This is a genomic window from Micromonospora sp. RB23, from assembly GCF_053585025.1.
Genome location: NZ_CM132111.1, coordinates 4,179,696 through 4,198,095, shown reverse-complemented (window position 1 = coordinate 4,198,095; position 18,400 = coordinate 4,179,696). Strand labels below are relative to the sequence as shown.

The 18,400-nt window shown below is 74.1% G+C and carries 13 protein-coding genes; 1 reads left to right on the top strand and 12 read right to left on the bottom strand.

Features of this window, described 5'->3' with window-relative positions:
- Nucleotides 1–3: 3 nt before the first annotated feature.
- The 12 genes from ACTFTM_RS19355 to ACTFTM_RS19300 form a co-directional block, all read right to left on the bottom strand.
- Nucleotides 4–1,206 carry a 2-oxo acid dehydrogenase subunit E2 gene (locus tag ACTFTM_RS19355; protein ID WP_449561881.1) on the bottom strand — a complete coding sequence of 401 codons (1,203 nt, stop codon included), beginning with the start codon at nucleotides 1,204–1,206 and terminating at the stop codon, nucleotides 4–6.
- Complete coding sequence (locus ACTFTM_RS19350) at nucleotides 1,199–2,212, bottom strand: alpha-ketoacid dehydrogenase subunit beta (RefSeq protein WP_449561880.1); 1,014 nt, start codon at nucleotides 2,210–2,212, stop codon at nucleotides 1,199–1,201. The genes ACTFTM_RS19355 and ACTFTM_RS19350 overlap by 8 nt, the downstream gene beginning before the upstream one ends.
- Nucleotides 2,205–3,143, bottom strand: a complete 939-nt coding sequence (locus ACTFTM_RS19345) for a thiamine pyrophosphate-dependent dehydrogenase E1 component subunit alpha (RefSeq protein ID WP_449561879.1) — start codon at nucleotides 3,141–3,143, stop codon at nucleotides 2,205–2,207. Before ACTFTM_RS19345 ends, ACTFTM_RS19350 begins: the two co-directional genes overlap by 8 nt.
- Entirely contained in the window at nucleotides 3,140–3,388 is a 249-nt protein-coding gene (locus ACTFTM_RS19340) for an acyl carrier protein (RefSeq protein WP_449561878.1), read from the bottom strand. The genes ACTFTM_RS19345 and ACTFTM_RS19340 overlap by 4 nt, the downstream gene beginning before the upstream one ends.
- Complete coding sequence (locus ACTFTM_RS19335) at nucleotides 3,381–5,264, bottom strand: HAD-IIIC family phosphatase (protein WP_449561877.1); 1,884 nt, start codon at nucleotides 5,262–5,264, stop codon at nucleotides 3,381–3,383. Before ACTFTM_RS19335 ends, ACTFTM_RS19340 begins: the two co-directional genes overlap by 8 nt.
- Nucleotides 5,265–5,299: 35 nt before the next feature.
- Nucleotides 5,300–6,328, bottom strand: coding sequence for a 3-oxoacyl-ACP synthase III family protein (locus ACTFTM_RS19330; protein ID WP_449561876.1), 1,029 nt, complete (start codon nucleotides 6,326–6,328; stop codon nucleotides 5,300–5,302).
- Nucleotides 6,325–7,890, bottom strand: a complete 1,566-nt coding sequence (locus ACTFTM_RS19325) for a hypothetical protein (RefSeq protein WP_449561875.1) — start codon at nucleotides 7,888–7,890, stop codon at nucleotides 6,325–6,327. Before ACTFTM_RS19325 ends, ACTFTM_RS19330 begins: the two co-directional genes overlap by 4 nt.
- Nucleotides 7,887–8,117, bottom strand: a complete 231-nt coding sequence (locus ACTFTM_RS19320; protein ID WP_449561874.1) for an acyl carrier protein — start codon at nucleotides 8,115–8,117, stop codon at nucleotides 7,887–7,889. Before ACTFTM_RS19320 ends, ACTFTM_RS19325 begins: the two co-directional genes overlap by 4 nt.
- Nucleotides 8,114–9,502 carry an MFS transporter gene (locus ACTFTM_RS19315; protein ID WP_449561873.1) on the bottom strand — a complete coding sequence of 463 codons (1,389 nt, stop codon included), beginning with the start codon at nucleotides 9,500–9,502 and terminating at the stop codon, nucleotides 8,114–8,116. The genes ACTFTM_RS19320 and ACTFTM_RS19315 overlap by 4 nt, the downstream gene beginning before the upstream one ends.
- Before the next feature lie 11 nt (nucleotides 9,503–9,513).
- Nucleotides 9,514–16,104: a condensation domain-containing protein gene (locus ACTFTM_RS19310; protein WP_449561872.1), complete on the bottom strand. Its 6,591-nt coding sequence runs from the start codon at nucleotides 16,102–16,104 to the stop codon at nucleotides 9,514–9,516.
- The gene (locus tag ACTFTM_RS19305; RefSeq protein ID WP_449561871.1) at nucleotides 16,101–16,904 is read right to left on the bottom strand and encodes a thioesterase II family protein; all 804 of its coding nucleotides are present in this window, start codon (nucleotides 16,902–16,904) and stop codon (nucleotides 16,101–16,103) included. The genes ACTFTM_RS19310 and ACTFTM_RS19305 overlap by 4 nt, the downstream gene beginning before the upstream one ends.
- A gap of 89 nt (nucleotides 16,905–16,993) precedes the next feature.
- Nucleotides 16,994–17,599 carry a class I SAM-dependent methyltransferase gene (locus tag ACTFTM_RS19300; RefSeq protein ID WP_449561870.1) on the bottom strand — a complete coding sequence of 202 codons (606 nt, stop codon included), beginning with the start codon at nucleotides 17,597–17,599 and terminating at the stop codon, nucleotides 16,994–16,996.
- Between the two features lie 124 nt (nucleotides 17,600–17,723).
- Here ACTFTM_RS19300 and ACTFTM_RS19295 point away from each other — a divergent pair, with 124 nt between their 5' ends.
- Nucleotides 17,724–18,317, top strand: coding sequence for a hypothetical protein (locus ACTFTM_RS19295; protein WP_449561869.1), 594 nt, complete (start codon nucleotides 17,724–17,726; stop codon nucleotides 18,315–18,317).
- Nucleotides 18,318–18,400: the final 83 nt, after the last annotated feature.

Genomic DNA, 18,400 nt, shown 5'->3' with positions numbered 1-18,400 from the left:
GCGTCAGTCCTCGCTGAGGTGGTCGGGGGACTCCAGCGCCGCCTTCACGGCCTGGAGGAAGGCGACCGCCTCCCGCCCGTTGACGACCCGATGGTCGTAGACGGCACTCAGGTTGACGAACCGGCGGGTCACCACCTGACCGTCCGCGTCCAGCGCCAGTTCCTCCTGCGTGCCACCGATCGCCACCACGCAGGTCTGACCGGGGAACACGATCGGCCCGGCGAGCACCACGTCGGGATCGGTGTGCAGGGACACGACGATGGTCCCGCCGGCCAGCTCGCCGGCCCGGAAGCCCTCGCCGCCGGCCCGGCTACGGAAGTCCATCAGCGTCTCGGCGATCTCCGCGCAGGTCAGCTCCTCCACGTCACGGACCACCGGGATGAACAGGCCCGTGCCCACGTCGATGGTGACGCCGACGTGGGCCGCCTCGGCCAGTCGTACGCTGCTGCCGTCGCCGGGGGAGGCGAAGAGCAACGGGTGGTCCTCGCGCAACCCGCCGATCGCCTTGACCAGCAGTTCCGGCAGGCCGACCAGGGTGCGGGTGGCGCGGGTGAGTTGCCGGGCCACCGCGAGGGCGGCGTCGGCCCGTACCTTGATCACCGCGAGCGCCGCCGGCACCTCCCGGTGCGACTCGGTGACCACGGCGGCCACCGCGCGCTGGGCGCGGGAGAGCGCGTGGACCGGGCGCGGGTCGTCCGGCTCGGGGCCGTCGCCGGCCGCCAGCGCGGCGGCCGCGGCCACCACCACCGGCTCGGTCGTGGCCGTGGGCGCCGCCGACCGGTCGGCCAGCAGGCGTTCCACGTCGGTACGCCGCACGACCGCCTTGCCGAGCCCGCGCAGCTCGTCGTCACCGAGGCCGTGCGCGGCGGCCAGGTCCCGGGCCGAGTCGGTGAGGACGGGTCCACCCGGTCGCACCTCGGGCGTCGGGGCGGCCGGCGTGACCGCCTCCGTGAGGAACCGCTGCCGTGCCTCCTCGCTGTCGAAGACGTGCGCGATGACATCTCCCGGGGCGCACTCCTGGTTGACCTCGACGAGCCGGTGCAGCACGCCGTCGCCGTCGCTGAGCAGCTCCTCGGCCGCCTTGGAGGTCTCCACCTCGGCGATCGGCTCGCCGGCGTGCACCTGCTCGCCGTCCGCGGCCAGCCAGTCGAGCAGGACGTACGTCGTGTCGTTGTTGTTGAGCTTGGGGACGACCAGGTCAGTCACCACTGACGACCTCCTTCACGGCCTGGTGGATGTCGGCGTCCTGCACCAGCACGGTGCGTTCGAGGTGCGCGGCGGTCGGGATGACGCTGTCCGCGGAGTGCACGAGGCGTACCGGCGCGTGCAGCGACCCCCAGAGCCGCCGGTGCACGACCTGCGCAAGCTCCGCGCCCCAGGTGCCGCCGGCGGTGCTCTCCTCGGCCACCACCACCCGCCCGGCGCGGGCGATCGGCGGCAGCAGGGCGTCGGTGTCCAGCGGCCACAGCCGCGACGGCACCAGCACCTGGCAGACGATGTCGTCGCGCAGCAGCAGCTCCCGCGCCACCGACACGGCCCGCGCGGCCAGCCCGCCGGGTACGACGAGCACGCAGTCGGCCTGCTCCTCCTCGTCCACCCGCACCCGGGCGACGTCGGCGTCCGGGCCGATCAGGTCGTAGCGGAACAACTCGTCCACGACGCCGTCGGCGTACATGCGGGTGGTGTAGAGGACCTTGTCCTCGAAGAGCAGTCCCGGCCGGCCGGTGGCGAGCATTCCGGCGAGGACGGCCCGGTTGTCGTGGAACGGCGACACCTCGTGCACGCTCAGGCCGGGAATGCCGATGAAGTGCTTCAGCGGGCTCTGGCTGTGCGTCGGGCCGTACCCGCGGTTGCCGCCGCTGGGGCAGCGCACCACCAGCCGCATCGGCACCCGCCGGCCGTACATGGCCGTGGACTTGCTGGCGAAGTTGAGGATCTGGTCGAACGCCAGCGCCACGAAGTCACTGAACATGATCTCGACGATCGCGCTCTGTCCGGCCAGGGCCAGCCCACCGGCCACGCCGACGATCCCGCCCTCGCTCAGCGGGGTGGACAGCACCCGCTCCGGCCAGCGCTCGGACAGTCCCCGGGTCACCTTGAACGCCCCGCCGTACGGGTCGACGAGGTCCTCACCGAGCACGCTCAGCGTGGGGTCGTCGGCCAGCAGCGCGTGCAGGGCCTGGTTGAGGTTCTCCACCACCCGCTCAGCCACGGTTCTCCTCCGTCCAGCGGCTCGCCGGCCGGCCGGCGACGTCGGCGACCACCTGGGCCACGTACGCCCGTTGGCGTGCGTCGTGCGCGTCGAACTGCTCCGGGTACGCCTGCGCGTAACGCGCGTACCAGTCGTGCGCCCGCGCGTGCGCGATCTCCTCGGGGCGACGGCTGTCGTCCCCCTTGCTGTGTGGTCCCACGCGGTGGGTGAGCAGCTCCACCACGTACGGCGTGGACCGCTCGCGGACCCGGCGCAGCACCGGTGTCAGCGCGGCGCGGACCACCTCGGTGTCGGTGGAGGTGATCCGGAGGTGGTCCACCCCGAACGCCCGCGCCCGGCCGCCGATGCTGCCGGCGAGCTGCGCGGTGGTCGGCGTGGACTGGGCGATGCCGTTGTTCTCCACGACCAGCACCAGCGGCAGGCCCCACAGCGCGGCCATGTTCAGCGCCTCGTAGACGGCGCCCTCGCCCCACGTGCCGTCGCCCAGGTAGACGAGGGCCAACCGGCCGGGCTCGGTGCGCTTGAGGTGCAGCGCCACCCCGGCGGCCACCGGCGCGCTCTCGCCCTGCACCCCGGTCGACAGGTAGCGGTCCCGCAGGATGTGCTGGCTACCGCCGACGCCGTGGCACACCGCGCCCTCGCGGCCCATCACCTCGGCGAGCAGGCCGTGCGGGTCGTCGAACCGGGCCAGGTAGTGGCCGTGGCCCCGGTGGTTGCTGAACACGAAGTCGGCGTCGTCGAGCAGCGGGCGCAGCGCCACCGGCACGTACTCCTGGCCCAGGCAGGTGTGCGTGGTGCCGTGCAGCTCCCCGCGTCCGAACATGTCGAGCAGGGCCAGCTCGAAATGCCGGATCAGCAGCAGCAGGTCCAGGTCGGTGTCGGCGAGCCGGGTCGGCGCTGTCGGCGCCGCCTCGGTACGGGTGGCGGTCACCGTGTCGCCCCGTCCAGTTCGCCGGCGACAAGGTCGACCAGCTCGCCGACGGCGGTCACCGCCAGGTACGCCCGCAGGTCCAGCCGTACGCCGAGGTCGTCCTCCAGGGCGGAGAGCAGCCGCAGCGCCTCCAGGCTGGTCCAGTGGGACAGCGACGCGAACCGGACGTCGCGCGAGATCTCCTCGGCCGGTACGTCCGCGACCTGCTCGATGAGGCCCGCGACGGTGGTGAACAGGTCAGGCACGGATGTCTCCCTCCTCCAGGGCGATCCACGCCGGCAGCAGCCGGGGCGGGGGGTGCAGCGGCAGCACGTGCCGGGTGGTGCCGTCCTCGACGGCGGCCACGGTGAAGCCGGCGGACGGCCAGACGGCCCCGCCGGGCTTGTTGCGGGCGGTGGGCTGGAACAGCGCCTCCAGGCGGGTCGCGCCGGCGGACCGGGCCAGCTCCGCGACCCGGTGCAGCGCGGCCTGCTCGACGCCCCGGGAGAAGACCCGGCAGCTCAGCACGAAGTTCTCGATCACCCAGGCGTCCGGGTCGGTCCGGTCGAGCCACAGGCCGCCCACCAGACCTTCGGCGCCGAACCGGTCGGCCACCTCGACGGTGAGCACCGTGTGGTCGGCGGATTCGGCGCGTGTGCGGGTCTGCGCCTCGGTGTGCGCCCGCTCGGCCATCGTGAACTGGTTGGTGCGCAGCCCGAGCTGCGCGACCCGGGGCAGGGTGTGCGCGTCGACCTCCCGGACGCTGACGCGCAACTTCAGCTCGTGCAGGTAGTCGGCCGCCGAGTCGAACGTGGCGGCGAAACGCTCCCGCCCGGCCCGGGCCCGGTACAGCTCGGTGCGCTCGCGGTCGGTGGCGCCGGTGGCCAGCACGGTGAAGTGCCCCTCGGTGAGCAGCCGGGTGGAGAAGCCGGCCGGGTCGCCGGCCAGCTCCACCACCCGTACGGTCGGCAGCTCGTGGCGTACCAGCTCGCACTCGAACGGGCTGTCGTCGGCGAACACGACAGCGTCCAGGCCCAGGTTGAGGCCGGTGGCGAGCTGGCGCAGGTTCTCGTCCTTGCGTCCCCAGTTGACCGCCTGCGCGACGAAGTCGTCGGCGCGCAGCAGCAGGTCCGGATGTTGCGCGAACGCCTCGGCCACCAGGTCCGGGTCGTTCTTGCTGCACACCGCGAGCAGGACCCCCTGCCGGCGCAGCGCCAGGGCGCGACGTTGCACGTCCCGGTGGCAGTTGCCCGGGTAGTCGGTGCCGAGCCGGATGCCGGTCAGCCCGTCGTCGCCGAGCACGCCCGCCCAGAGCGTGTTGTCCAGGTCCAGCGCGAGCACCTTCGCCGTCCGGCCGAGGACCGCGCGGCAGAAGGTGGCCGCCTCGTGGGCGTACCGGCGCTCCACCGTGGGCGTCCACGCCATGCTGGCGAACCGGTACAGGCGCTCGTCGCGCACCGGACCGTCGTGGTCGACCAGCAGCGTCTCCAGGTCCAGCGTGTACGTGGTGTCCCGCCCGCCCAGTTCCAGGAGCTGGGCGTTCAGGTCCCGCCAGAGGCGGCCCAGCTCGGCCCGACCCCGGAAGCTGACCAGGCTGCGATGCTCCAACGGGGACAGCGGCACGGTGTGCAGCAGCACCGCGCCGTCGGTGCGTGCGGCGTACCCGCGCAGCGCGGCGGTGAGCACGGCGGTCCGCTGGCGCAGCACGTCGGCGAGGCCGTCCAGGTCGCCGGGGTCCCACTCGGCGGGCAGGAACCAGCCGTCGTGCAGCAGGCAGAGCGTGACGTCCGGCCGGAAGTCGGCAAGTGCCGAGCCGGGGTCGCTGAGGTCGAGCACGAGCTGGTCGAAGCCGGAGACGTGGATCTCGGCGGCGATGCCGATCCGCAGCAGCGCCACGCGCAGCAGCGGTTCCAGCGTGCCCGGTGTGAACGTGCCGGTGACCGCGACCCGCAGCGGGCGCAGCGGGAAGTCCTCGCTGGTCAGCTTCTCGACGGGCACGTCGGCGAGCAGCCGGCCGGCGGACGCGACGGTGGTGACCGCCGCGTCGTCCAGGTGGACCAGGCCGGGCGCCAGCTCCGGGTCGGCGGTCGCGCCTGGTCGACGCAGCCGGCGGATCCGGTGCAGGACCTCCTCGACTCTCATGTTCGCTGTTCCTTCCGTGGGTGGGGCGCGGCCGGTCAGACCCGCAGCAGGGTGCAGACCCAGTGCATGCCGCTGCCGGTGCTGGTCAGGGCGACCAGGTCGCCGGTGGTCAACTCGCCGCTGTCGAGGTGGTGCTCCAGGCCGATGAGCTGGTCGGCGCAGCCGATGTGACCGTGCGCGAGGGCCAGCTCGACGTTCGTCCGTTCCAGGTCCACGCCGAGGTCCTTGGCCAGTTCGGCGAACTGCCGGGCGTTGTCGTGGAAGTGCACGAAACGGCGGACGTCGGCGAGCGTGACGCCGGCCCGGGAGCAGGCCGCCTGGACCACCTGCCGGTTGCGCTCGCGGATGGTCGCGACGAACTGGAACATCCGCCGGACGTCCCCGGCGAAGAACTCGTTGAGCCGGTCGGCCGGGTCGCCGACGCGGGGAGTGCCGGCGTCCGGCGTGAACGGCTGGGCGGCGCCACCGACGGGCATGCGCATGAAACCGGCGTACCGGCCGTCGGTGATCGTCTCGGTGGCCAGCCAACGGCACCGGTCGTGGTCGCGGACCAGCACGGCCGCCGCCGCGCCGTCGGAGAAGACGCTGGTGTTCACCTCCATCCGGTTCCAGTACGGCTCGCACACCCGGTTCGCGCCGATGACCAGCGCCGTCCGGTAGTCGGAATGGGTGGCGAACCGGCCGGCGACCGTGTCGAACGCGGCCACCCCGCCGCCGCACGCCTGGTTGAGCAGCACCGCTTCGGCGCGGTGCGCGCCGAGGCGGGCCTGGGTGTGCGCGGCCGGATCCCAGTAGAGGTGTTCGGCGAGGTCGGGGATGGCGAGCACCACGAGGTCCACGTCGGCGGCGGACAGCCCGGCCCGGTCCAGGGCCGTGCCGCCGGCCACCACCGCCAGGTCGGTCACCCCGACACCGGGACCGGCCCGGTGGAAGGTCCGGTACTCCCAGGACCGCAGACGATCAAGATCCTTCGTGTACGCGGCCGCGGCCGCCGCCACGTCGACCGGCTCGCCGAGGACGTGGGCCAGGGCGGCCACCCCGACGCCGACCGGTGGCGCGCTCATGGCCGTACCCCCGTGCTCTGGTCGTCGCTCGCGTGCGTGGCGCGCAGACGGACCCGGGGGTCGGCGGGCGTGACACCGTCCACCTCGGACAGGAAGCGCCGAGCGGTGCCGTTGCGGCCCGTGTCGGTCCACCGGACGACCACCTCGTCCGCGCCGGCCGCGCCGGCCCGGCGGGTCACCTCCCGCAGCACGGCCGCCTCGACGCCCTTGCCCAGCACGGGACAGGAGAGCGAGAAGACGTCGACGGTCCAGCGGTCGGCGGCCCGGTCCAGCGCGACGAGGCCCGAGGTGCCGTAGTCGCCGAGCCGGTCGCGGACCCGGATCGCCAGCAGGTCGTCGGCCCGCTCGGCCAGCGCGGCGGCCGGTGGGGCCGACGTCAGCGCGAAGTCGTGCGCCCGGGCGACCACCTCGGCCACCTCGGCGACGTCGTCCGCGACCACCGGGAGGTAGTCGATCTGGACGTCCAGGCCGGCCACGAAGTCGTCCAGGGACAGCTCGACGGACGCGGCGACGGGTCGGGACGGGCCGCCCGCCCACCGGCGCTCCGGCAGCCGGTCGGTCAGCCCGGCCGCCCGCAACTCGTCCGACCAGGCCGCCGGGTCGGCCCCGAGCGGCACGTGTCGTGGTGGCGGCTGCGCCGCGCCGACGCCGGTCAGGACGATCTGAGCCGGTACGAGGTCCAGCTCGGCGGCGACCTCGGCGAGCTGGTCGGCCAGCGGCCGGTCGTCGGTGACCCAGCCGTCGAGCACGCTCAGCAGGTCGACGGCGTCGCCGTGCGACCACCACTCGTCGCCGGTGGCCCGCAGCGCCACCCGTACGCCGGCGGCGCGCAGCTCGCGCAGCGCCGGCAGCAGGTGCGCGGCGCCGGTCAGCCCGTCACCGTCGACGACGAGCGCCCGGCAGCTTGCGCCGAACCCGGCGCCCACCAGCGCGGCGGCGGTCGCTCCGAGCCGGGCGAACACCTCCTCGGTGTACGGCACCTTGGCGAGGCGGAACAACACCGGATGGTAAGCCCGCTCGTCGCCGACGGCGCGTACCGCCTCGTCGGCGTCGACGAGCAGCACCCGCGGGTCGCCGGCCAACCGGTCGCGCAGGCGTTGCCGTACGACGGTGGCGCTGGCCGACACCCCGTCGGCGTGCATCGCGTCGGCCGGGCCGTGCGGGCGAGCGGCGGGGACGGCCGGCAGCACGTACACCAGCAGGGCGCCGTGTCGACGCGCGGCGGTGACGGCCGCCTCGGCCCCGGCCAGCAGCTCCGCCGCCCAGTCGTCGCCGGACGGGCCGGGGTCGCCGGCCTCCTCCAACCGCTGCGCCACCACCAGCACGTCCGGGCGTGCCGTGGCGAGGAACCCGTCGGTGGCCAGGCACTGCTGCACGACCTGCTGGAACGGGCCGACGGTGAGCGTGGCGGGCAGGCCGGCGTCGTGCAGGCCGAGCCCCAGGTACGGCACCAGCGGGTCCACCGTGTAGCTGGCCAGCAGGGCGACGCGCAGCGCCGGGGTCGGCCGCTGGCGGGTGAGTGCCTGCCAGCGGGTGCGTCGGGCGAACAGGACGTTGCTCATCGCGTCTCCGTGCCCTTGGCGCGCAGCACGGTCCGCAGCTCGCCGACGCTGCGCACGTCGCGGATCTCGTCGAAGGCGAAGGAGAGCCCGTAGACCTCCTCCAGGGTCACCACCAGTTGCAGGTGGCGCAGACTGGTCCAGGTGCCGATGGTGTCCGGCCCGGACTCGTCGGTCACCTCGGCCGGGTCGACGTCCAGGACCCCGGCCACCACCTCGGCCAGCGTCACTTCGCCACCACCGCGCGGTCGTCGGTCAGCTCGTCGGTGCCGGTCGGCGACGGCAGCGGGGCCGGCGGGTCGCCCGGCTCGTCGTAGTCGGGCAGGTCGACCTCCATCCGGCGGATGCTCGGTGAGGCGAACCCGGCGGCCGCCACGCCGATGCCGAACAGACCGACGATCACGAAGATCAGGCCCATTCCGGCGCCCGGTCCGCTACCGACCAGCCACCCGAAGTACGGCACGCCGGGGCCGCCCTCGCGCATCATCGGCTCGAACCAGCGGTCCGCGGCGATACCGGCCAGGGCGGTGCCGCCGGGGTACGCCAGGTCCTCGATGAACTGGCGGGCGGCGAAGACCCGGCCCTGGTGGGACGGCTCGACCTTCTCCTGCCACACCGACTGGGCGTACCCGTCGATGAAGGGGATGGACAGGTGCAGGAAGAGCAGGGCGACCGACCAGACGATGATGCTGTCACCGACGCCGTAGACGATCCGGCCGAGGACGCTGAAGACCAGGATGGCGATGAGCATCCGGCGGATCTTGTGACGGGTGTTCGGCAGCAGCCCGAGCAGGAGCGCGCCGGCCACGCCGCCCACCGCGCCGATGGTCTGCACCAGACCGACCGCGTTGGTGCTGCTGTCGGTGCGGGCCAGGATCTGCGGCACCAGCAGGGCGAAGCCGACCGCGGCGAGCACGTTGATGGCGAACATGATCGCCTCCAGCCCGGTGAACGCCCGGCTGGCCAGGATGTAGCGGAAGCCGTAGACCGTGTCGTACCAGAAGCCACCCTCGTCCTGCTGTGTCGAGCGGGGAACGGGTGGGAGCTGCACCAGCAGCACCGCGCCGATCGCCACCACGTAGGACAGCGCGTCGATGAGCAGGATGACCTTGATGTCCATGAGGCCGAGCAGCGCGGCGGCGAACCCGGGAGCGAAGATCACCGGGATGGTCCGGACCGCGAACATCATCGCGTTGGCCCTCGGGTACTGGCCCTTCTCCATCATCACCGTGATGGTTGCCTGGTACGCCGGGAGCTGGAACGCGAGGAACGCGCCGGTCACCAGGTTGACCAGGTAGAGGTGCCAGACCTCGACCGAGCCGCTGAGGAACAGCAGCAGCACGACGGCCGTGGTGACCGCCGAGCCGACGTCACTGAGCACGATGGTCAGTCGTCGTCCCCACCGGTCGACGAGCGCGCCGGCGATCGGGCTGAAGATGACTGTCGCACCGAACGCGAACGCCATCAGCATGGTCAGGTCGAAGGCCCGGCCGGTGGCGTCCCACACCCAGATGCTCAGGGCGAAGTTCGTCATCCGGGTGCCGAGCGCCGACAGCAGCTGGCCGAACCAGATCGTGGTGAACCCGGCGAACCGGGACGGGCGTCGGAACGCCATGGGGTCTCCTCCTACTGCCGTGGCGGTTGCCCGGGGCGTCCGGCCAGGCGCAGCAGGCCCTGTCGGATGCCGTCGAGCAGGTTCTCAGCGGTCTCCGGCCGGAAGGCCGGAGTGGCGTAGCTCAGATCGACGCGCAGCTCGGGGCCGGTGAGCGACCCCGTCACGTCGAAGGGGAAGGGCCAGTGCCCGTCGGGGTCCTCGGTCGGTCCGAACGGCGCCGCGCAGACGTCGAGGAGGTGGTTGGCCGGGGCGACGTCGTCGAAGCCGTACCCGCCCATGTAGTTGACCGCCACCATGGGCGGCGCGGTGGCGGCCAGCCGGGCGCGCACGTCGTCGTCCGGGCAGAGGTGACGCAGCAGCGCGTACCCGATGCCGTTGTCCGGAACCCGGCCGAGCTGGCGGATCACCGAGCGGACCGAGCGGGTCGCGTCGGCGGTCGCGGGCAGCTCCAGGCGCAGCGGGTACAGCACCTGGAACCAGCCTGTCGTCCGGCTGACGTCGACGTCGTCGAAGAGTGGTTCCCGGCCGTGGCCGGTGGTGGCGACGGTGACCGCGCCGCCGGTACGCCCCGCGACGGTGTCCACGACCGCCCACACGAGCAGGTCCCGCACGCTGGCGCGCAGCCGACGGGCGGCGGCGTGCAGTCCCCGGGTCGCCGCCTCGTCCAGGGTCACGGTGGCCAGGCCCAGGTCACCGAGGCGGAACGGTGCGGCCGTCGGCTCGTCGGCCAACCGGGACAGCACTCCCTCGTCGGCCTGCGCCAGCCAGAACGGCACCTGCTCGCGCAGTTCCGGCGAGCCCGCGTACTCCGCCAGCCGCCGCGCCCAGTCGCGATACGCCGTCGTCTTGGCGGGCAACGCCGGCTCGACACCGCGTTCGAGCTGGTCGCAGAGCGTCTCCAGGTCGGCCAGGAGGACGCCCCGGGAGACCGCGTCGACGACGAGATGGTGGTTGACGAGCAGCAACCGGTCGGGCAGCTCCGGACCGAGCCGGAAGTGCGCCACCCGGGCCAGCGGTCCGGCCGTGAGGTCCAGGGCGGTCTGCGCCTCGGCGCAGTGGGCCTCGACGGCCGCCTCCCGCTCCTCGACAGCGAGCCCGGTCAGGTCGTGGCTGACGAACGGCACCGCGTCGGCCGGGTCGGCATGGTGCTGACGCCAGCTCCCGTCCGCCTGCCGGGTCAGCCGCAGCCGCAGCGCGTCGTGCTGGGCCACCAGCCGACGTACCGCCTCGCGGACCAGGTCGGCCGGGAGCGGCCGGGCCAGCTCGAGGTAGTAGGGGTGGTTGAACAGGGCGGGCCGACCCATGGTGGGTGCGATGACGTCGGTGAACCAGCGCTGCGCGCCGGTCAGCGGGGCGTCGCCGTGCACCTCGCCCTGCTCGGCGTTCGGCGTCGCCGTCGCCTCGCCGAGGCTGGCGGCCAGCTCGGCCACCGTGGGGTGGCGTACGAGCTGTCGGGGGGTGATGTGGATGTCGGCCGCCGCGCAGCGGGCCACGAGCTGCATCGCGAGCAGCGAGTCGCCGCCGGAGGCGAAGAAGTCGTCGGTGATGCCGAGCTGGTTGGTGCGCAGCAGCTCGGACCAGATCGCCACCAGCTGACGTTCCCGGTCGGTGCGGGGCGCGGCGGCGGCCCGGTCGGCCGAGCGCCGGTACCCGTCGGTGACCGCGCCGCGTACCGCCGCCGCGTCACCCAACTCGCTGGCCACCTCGGCCAGCAGCGCGGCGGGTATCCGGTCGACCGGTGCGTCGCCGTCCACGGTGGCGCCGGCGTCGAGCGACCAGAGACCCCGCAGCACCTCCACCGGCCCGACGCCCTCGTCGACGGGCAGCGCCGGAACGTCGGGCGGCGCGGGTGTGGAGCCCGGGTGCAGGAGCAGGGTGGCCGCGTCGGTGGCGGGCGTCGGGGCGTACCCGATGATCCCGGCGGTGACCAGCGCGGACAGCTCCGCGCGCTGCGGCGTCGTGGTGAGCAGCACCTCGCGCCCGGAGCGGGCCTGGGCCGCGAGCAGCCGTGCCAGCTCCGCCTGCCGGTGCGCCGGTCCGGCCGGCACGACCAGCCGGCGCAGCGCGGGATGCCGCACGGCCCGCCGCACCAGCAGCGTCGCGGTGACGGCCGCCAGCTCCGGCGACCAGGCGTCGTCGGGCAGCTCCGGCACCCGGTAGCGCCGCGCCCACGCCTCGATCACAACGACGTCGACGTCCGGCCGGGCCTGGGCCAGCCGCGCGGTCAGCTCCGCGAAGACAGCGGTGTACGGCGACGTCCGGTACGGCGGCGACGGCGGGCAGACGGCGATCGTCAACGCCGCCGCGCTGTACGCCCGGTACACGTCCAGCGCCACCAGCAGCTCCGCGAAGAAGTCGCGCAGCCCGACGATGCCCGCGCCGAGCGGACCGGGTGCGAGCCGGTCCTCCCAGCGCAGGACCAGCGCGTTGCGGTCACGCGCGCTGGTCGCCAGGCCGGCGGCCGGGTCGCGGAGCAGCCGCAGCAGCGCGCCGGGCGCGAGGTGGCCGAGGGTGTGCGGCAGGTTGAGCAGCCCGGCCCAGAAGCGGACGGTCTCCGCGAGCCCCGGAACCTCGACGGTGCCGCCGACCACCAGCCGGGGCGCGGGCGGCGTCGGCCGCCGGGACGCGGGCGCACGTCGACCCGCGATCGGCGCGTCCGGTCGACGCACCCCGTCGTCGAGCACCCGGGCGAGCCCGGTGAGCAGCCGGACCATCCGCTCCGGGGTGAACAGGTCGGCCCGGTACGCCAGGTCGGCGTGCAGGTCGTCGCCCTGCCAGGTGACGCTGAGGAAGAGGTCGAAATCGACACCCACGCTCGGCACCTCGACCGGCGTGGCGGCCAGTCCGGCGAACTCCGGCAGCTCGTCGGCGCCGTCGAGGACGTTGAGCACGCACTGGAACAGCGGGTGGTACGCGGCCTGCCGGGGCAGCCGCAGCGCCTCGACGATGGTCGCGAACGGCAGCCCCTGGTGCCGGTACGCCTCCCGGGCCGTGCGGTGGGCCCGGGTCACGAGCTGCCGGAACGTGGGCCGTCCCGCCACGTCCATGCGCAGCGGCAGCAGGTCGGCGAAGCACCCGATCAGCGGGGCGAGTTCGGCGCGTTCCCGGCCGGCGGTGGGTGTGCCGAGCACCAGGTCCGGTTGCCCGCTCTCGGTGTGCAGCAGGGCCGCGAAGCCGGCCAGCAGGACGGCGAACGGGGTGACCCCCTCCGCCCGGGCCAGCTCCCGCACGGCCGCGCCGAGCCCGGCGCCCAGCCGCTGGGCCTGGTACCCGGCGACGTCCGAGCGCTCGTCGGGGCGGGGATGGTCGGTGGGCAGGTCCAGCAGCGGCGGCGCGTCGGCCAGCCGCTTGCGCCAGTACGCCAGATGCGGCTCGACGGCGTTGGACGCGAGCCAGTCGCGCTGGTGTCGGGCGTAGTCGGTGAACTGCACCGGCAGCATCGGCAGCGGCCGGTCGACGCCGGTGGCGTGGTGGGCGTACCGGGCGGCGAGCTCGTCGAGCAGGATGCTCCACGAGGTGTTGTCACACACGATGTGGTGCATGCCCAGCAGCAGGTGCCAGCGCTGGTCGGGCAGCCGGAGCAGGCGGGCCCGCACCAGTGGCCCGGCCGCCAGGTCGTACCGGTGCGCGGCCAGCTCGGCGGCCGCCCGGCGCAGCGCACGGGCGTGCTTCGCCGCCGGCAGGGCGGTCAGGTCCAGCGTCTCCAGCCACGGGTCGACGTGCGGGTGCACCACCGGTTCGGGCTCGCCGTCGCGGCCCCGGAAGGTGGTCCGCAACACCTCGTGCCGGGCCAGCACGTCGTCGAACGCCCGGCGCAACGAGGTCTTGTCGAGGTCGCCGCGCAGCTCGACGGCGGCCGTGGTGTTGTGCCGGACCACGTCGTCGTCGAGCTGGTCGAGCGCCCAGAGCCGGACCTGCGCCGAGGACGCCACCGCCGGCGTACCCGCCGGAGCGGGGGTGAGCGGGGCGAGCGCGGTGGCGTCCCCGACGGCGTCCAGCACGGCGGCGAGCCCGGCCACGGTCGGGTTGGTGAACAGGGTGTAGAGCGACACCTCCCGGCCGAACTCGGCCTGCACCTGGGACAACAGACCGGTGGCGAGCAGCGAGTGTCCACCCAGGCCGAAGAAGTCGCTCGTCACGCCGACCTGTTCGACGCCGAGCGCGGTGGTCCAGAGACCGGCGAGCCGCTCCTCGGTGGGAGTGCGCGGCGCGACGATCTCCGCATCGGCGGCGGTGCGGACGGGGGCCGGCCGGCTGCGCTCGGCGACAGCCGCGGCGGTGCTCAGCTCCTCGACGACGTACGCGGCCCGCTCCGACCCGATCGGCGTGTGCAGCTCACTCGGGCCGGCGCTCGTCACCGGCGGGTCCAACGCCCAGACGTGGGCGAGCAGCCGCCGCAGATCCTCCGACCCGGCGGGCACGGTCAGCGCCAGCACGCCCGGGTGCGCCTCGCGCAGCGCCGCGATCACCTGCGGGTCGGTGTCGAGGACCACCGTGGTGGCCGGGTCGGCGGCGTCGAGCGCCTGCGCCGTGTACGCCCGCACCTCGTGACCGGGCAACGCGTCCGCGAGCCGGTCGACCGGCAACCGTTCGCCGTCGACGAGCACGAGCCGGCGCGGCTGGCCGGCGAGCCGCCGCAGCTCGCGCAGCACGATCGTGCCCAACGCCGCGAAGTACTCCCCGGTGTACGGCACGTGGCCCAACTCGTCGGCGCCCTCGTCGTCCACCTCGGCGACCGGGTAGGCGCGGGCATGGTCGGCGGCCCAGACCGCGTGGACCCCCGGCGTACGCGCCGCCAGCCCGGCCAGCCGGTCGTCGAGCCGGCCGTGCTCCTGGTCGGCGGCGCGCGGCGACGCGGGGCAGACCACCAGCAGCAGCGGGGCGTCGGTCCGCCGCCGGTACGCCGCCACCGCCGCGTCCAGGTCGTCCATCGCCGCGTCGAGGGCCCCGGCGGTGTGGTCCTGTCGGCGCAGCCAGTCCTCGAAGCGCAGCAGGCAGACCGTGGCGTCGACCGTCGGCCCGGCCAGCAGGTGGGCCACCAGCTGGCCGTACCCGACCAGCTCCACCGACGCGGGTACGCGCAGGAAACGCAGCCAGAACTCCACCGGGTCGCGCAGCGGGTCCACGGTGAAGGTGGCCGCCAGCGCGATCCGGTGCCGGCGCAGACCGGGCACCTCCGACAGCGGGCGGTCCGGGTCGTCGACCATGGCGCGCAGCAGCTCGGGCAGCCGGCCCACGGTCGCGGCGATCGTCTCGTCGAGGTACAGGTCGGCGTTGAAGTCGACCGCGCCGTCGATCCGGTCACCGTCGACGGTCAGGCTGACGAACAGGTCGAAGTCGGTGAGGCCGCTCTCCGCCGGCACCGGACGGAACGTCGCACCGGCCGCCTGCCGCTGCCGTACGCCGCCGTCGGTCATGGTCGCCAGCACCTGGAAGAGCGGGTTGACGCTCGGGTCGCGGACCGGACGGACCTCTTCCACCACCCGCGCGTACGGGGCCTCCTGGTGGGCGTACGCCTCGCTGACCGTGCGGTGCACGCGGCGGACGAGGTCGCGGACGCTCGGGTCGCCGCCGGTGTCCACCCGCAGCACCAGCATGGTGGCGAAGCAGCCGATCAGCGGCTCCAGATCGGTGCTCGCCCGGCCGGCGGCGGGCATGCCGAGCAGCAGATCCTCCTGGCCGGTGGCCTGGCGCAGCAGGGCGGTCAGCCCGGCGAGGACCACCGCGTTGACAGTGGCCCCGGCGCGGCGGGCCAGCCCGCCGAGGGCGTCGGTCAGGTCGGCGTCGACGGTGAACGGCAGGCTCCGGCCCCGGTGGGTCTGCACCGGCGGTCGGGGCCGGTCCGGTGGCAGCGTGGACCGGGCCGGCGCCGAGGCGAGCCTCTCCCGCCAGTGCGCCAGGTGACCCGCCAGCTCCCGTTCGGCCTCCGGCTGGCGGCGGGCGGCGACGTGCGCGACGAAGCGGGTGGGCAGCGCGGGCAGCCCGGCCGGGGCGTCCCCGGCGAACTCGCCGTACCAGCGCACCAACTCCTCGACGAACAGCCCCGCGGACCAGGCGTCGAAGACGATGTGGTGCGCGGTCACCAGCAGCAGGTGTTCGTCGTCGGCGAGGGCGACCAGCCGTGCCGCGAGCAGGGGTCCGCTGGTCAGGTCGAAGCGGACCGCCGCGTGCGCCGCGATCTCCCGCTCGGCCGCCGCCTCCCGCTCCGACGCCGGCAACCCGGTCAGGTCGAGCAGCGGCAGTGGCACCTCCAGCGCGTCCGACACGCGCTGGGTGACGGTGCCGCCGGCGGTCGCGAACACGATCCGCAGCGCGTCGTGCCGGGCCACCACCGCGTTGACCGCCCGGTGCAGCGCCGCCACGTCGAGAGGGCCGGTGATCCGCTCGGCGAAGGGCACATTGTAGACGGGCGTGCCGGGCTCCAGCCGGTCGAGGAACCAGAGCTGCTCCTGGGTGAAGGAGAGCGGGTAGCTCGCGTTCGCAGGTGGGGCCGACGGCGTCGGATCCGCGCGGCCGGCCCGGGCCTGGCGCAGTCGCAGGGCCAGCAGCTCCCGCTGCTCGGGGGTGAGGTCGGCGAGGTCCGGGTGCAGGTCCTGGGTCATCGGGTGGCCCCTTCGACGTACGCGCGGTCGGCGGCCGTCCCGCCGTCGAGCAGGCGGGACAGCGGGGGAGGCGTGTCGTGCAGGTAGAGGTGTCCTCCGGGAACGACGGTCAGCGCGAAGCCGGCGGCGGTGCAGGCCGCCCAGCCGGCCACCTCGTCCGGGCTGACCAGGGGATCGTCGGCGGCCGCCACCGCGTCCACGGGCAGCGGCAGCGGCGGCACGGTCGTCGGTCGGTACGACGCGACCACGTTCAGGTCGGCCCGCACGGTGGGCAGGATCAGTTCCAACAGGCCGGGGTCGGCGAGCACCTCGTCGGGGATGCCACCCAGATCGTGCAGCCAGCGGGTCAGCGCCGCGTCGTCGAGGCGGTGCGCCGTGCCCAGCGGCACGGCGTCGTGGGGCGGACGGGCCGCCGAGACCACCAGCCGCTGCGGCGTCGGGCCACCCCGCGCGACCAGACGGGCCGCCACCTCGTACCCGACGAGGCCGCCCATGCTGTGCCCGAAGATCGCGAACGGCGTCCGCACCCGCGCGGCGATCGCGTCGACAATCGGCGGCACGAGGTCGTCCATCGTGCTCAGTGGCGGGTCGGCCAGCCGACGCTCACGGCCCGGCAACTGCGCGGTCCACACCTCCACGTCGTCGCCCAGCAGGGCGGCCCACGGCCGGTACGCGCCGCCGCCGGCCCCGGCGTACGGGAGGCAGACGAGCCGCAGCCGGGCGGCCGGACGGGCCGCGACGCAGGTCAACCAGGCGGTGACGTCCGCGGTCGTCGGCGGGGTTACGGGTGGTGTCGCCATGCCCGCACACGCTAGGAACGGGACGTGAGAGCGGTCTTAGCGTCGGCTGAGCGTTCCTGCCGGTGTCCGCTGCGCGCGGACGACCCGACTCACCCCGTGACGGTGGCCGCGATGGCGTAGTGCGGACGGTGCGCACCGCCATCGGGGCGTTCCAGGCGCTCGACCTCGGCGAAGCCGGCCCTCGTCAGCCGCGCGGAGATCTCGTCGACCGGCCAGCGGTAGGCGGTCGTGACCTTGTGGTCGAAGGCGTCGACCTCGTCGCCGGAGAAGAGACCCAGCACCAACGCCCCCGTGGGGGCCAGGGCCCGTCGGAATGTCGTCAGCACGCCGTCGAGGCGCTGCGGGGGCAGGTGGATCAGCGAGTACCAGGCCAGGATGCCGGCGACGGTGTGGTCGGCCACGTCGAGGTCGTCCAACGACCCGAGGCGGTAGGTGCCGTCCGGGTGGGTCGCCCGCGCGTGGGCGATGAACTCGGGCACCACGTCGATGCCCGTGGCGTCGGCGCCCAGCGACCGCAGGTGGTCGGTGAGGTGGCCGGGGCCGCAACCCAGGTCGAGCACCGGCCCCGGTAGACCCGTCAGGTGCCGGCCGACGAAGGCGAGGTCGTCGGGGTGCACCTGCTCGCGGGTGCCGAACAGCTCGATGTACAGATCCGCGACCGCGCCGTACGCCTGCCGCACCTGGTCCGTGCTCACCGCGCGACTATAGGAGATCACGGGGCTCGGGGTCCCTCGGTGGAAGACCTGAGGCGGAAACCGGGGCCGTACCGGGGCTGCGCCCGGAGGTCCGACGGGTGCGGGCGGCCAGATGATGGCCCGCATGAGACGCGCCGCATTCTTCGTGATCGCCGGGCCGGCCTGCATCGTGGGCTACGGGCTCGTACGCCTGTGGGGCAGGTCCGACGGGACGTACGGTCCCGGGTTCGACTGGCAGGCCGCGCACCTGGTCGGCCTCGCGGGCATGGTGGCGTTCGTGCCGGTGGTGCTGGCGCTGGCCGGCCTGCTGCGCCCCGGTCCGTGGCGTACGTCGGTCGCGGCCGTCACGCTGGTCGGCCTGGCCGCCTCGATGGTGCAGTTCGGCGCGGACATCGTCGAGGGTCTGCTGGCCGCCGACCGGGCGGAGATGTCGGCGCTCGGCGCGGACTTCAAGGACGTGCCCGGCGTCGAGGTGCTGTTCTACGACGTCGTACCGCAGTTGTTCTTCCTCGGTCTGCTCGTCCTCGCGGGCATGCTCGCGGCTCACCGGCGGCTGCCCTGGTGGAGTGTGGCCCTGCTGTTCGTCGGCATCGTGCTGCCGGCCGTCACGCTCGACCTGCTGCCGATCGGCGGCCTGTGCATGCTCGTGGCGCTCGCGCCGACACTGCCCGCCCTGCGCCGACAGGGCACGCGGACCACCGCGGAAACAGTAATCTGATCTTCCCTGCCCCAGTCGCCCTGACCTGCCGAGATAACGCTCTCTCGGATAGTGCGGAAGTCCTTGACGCGGTGGTAATCGAC